The following is an 855-nucleotide window of genomic DNA, read 5'->3' as shown; positions in this document are numbered from 1 at the left end:
AGAAGTCATCTCATTTGGCTCGATAGGCTCTTGGGCATGGCAGGGATCGTTGAGCGGCTGGTGCCGGACGAGTTGTGGGAGCTGTTCCAGCGGGTGGTGCCGGAGGCGCCGACGCGGCCTCAGGGCGGCGGCCGGCGCCGGCACGGCGACCGGGAGGTGCTGGCGGCGATCGTGTTCGTGGCGACGTCGGGCTGTACGTGGCAGCAGCTTCCCGCCGCGTCGTTCGGGCCGTCCGGCGCGACGGCCCACCGCCGGTTCACCGAGTGGACCAAGGCCCGGGTGTGGGCCAAACTGCACCGGCTGGTCCTGGACGAACTCGGCTCCCGCGGCGAGCTGGACTGGTCGCGGTGCGCGATCGACTCGGTGAACATGCGGGCCCTGAAAAGGGGGATCTGACGGGTCCGAATCCTGTGGACCGGGGCAAGTACGGGTCGAAGATCCATTTGCTCACGGAGCGGACGGGTCTGCCCCTGTCCGTCGGCATCTCCGGCGCCAACGTCCATGACAGCCAGGCCCTGGTCCCGCTGGTGAAGGGCATACCGCCCATCCGGTCCCGCCGGGGCCCGCGTCGGCGCAGGCCCGGCAAGCTGCACGCCGACAAGGGCTACGACTATCGCCACCTGCGGCAATGGCTGGCCCGGCGGGGCATCCGGCACCGCATCGCCCGCAAGGGCATCGAGACCTCCCAGCGGCTGGGACGGCACCGGTGGACGATCGAACGCACCATGTCCTGGCTGGCCGGCTGCCGCCGGCTCCACCGCCGCTACGAGCGCAAGGCCGAGCACTTCCTGGCCTTCACCAGCATCGCCTGCACCCTCATCTGCTACCGCAGACTCGCCAAATGAGATGACTTCT

At 69.6% G+C, this 855-nt stretch carries 1 protein-coding gene; it reads left to right on the top strand.

Going from position 1 to position 855, the window contains the following annotated elements; all coding sequences use genetic code 11:
• The first annotated feature begins 36 nt into the window (after positions 1-36).
• Positions 37-845 (top strand): IS5 family transposase gene (locus tag JL475_RS39210; protein WP_202282958.1). Its coding sequence is split into 2 segments (ribosomal slippage): positions 37-381 and positions 384-845, totalling 807 coding nucleotides; the frame shifts between segments, so codons are not numbered across the junction.
• Positions 846-855 lie beyond the last annotated feature (10 nt).

The organism is Streptomyces sp. M2CJ-2 (genome assembly GCF_016757295.1).
GTDB lineage: Bacteria > Actinomycetota > Actinomycetes > Streptomycetales > Streptomycetaceae > Streptomyces.
Note: the sequence above shows the minus strand (reverse complement) of the source record. Positions and strands in the feature narration are given on the sequence as shown.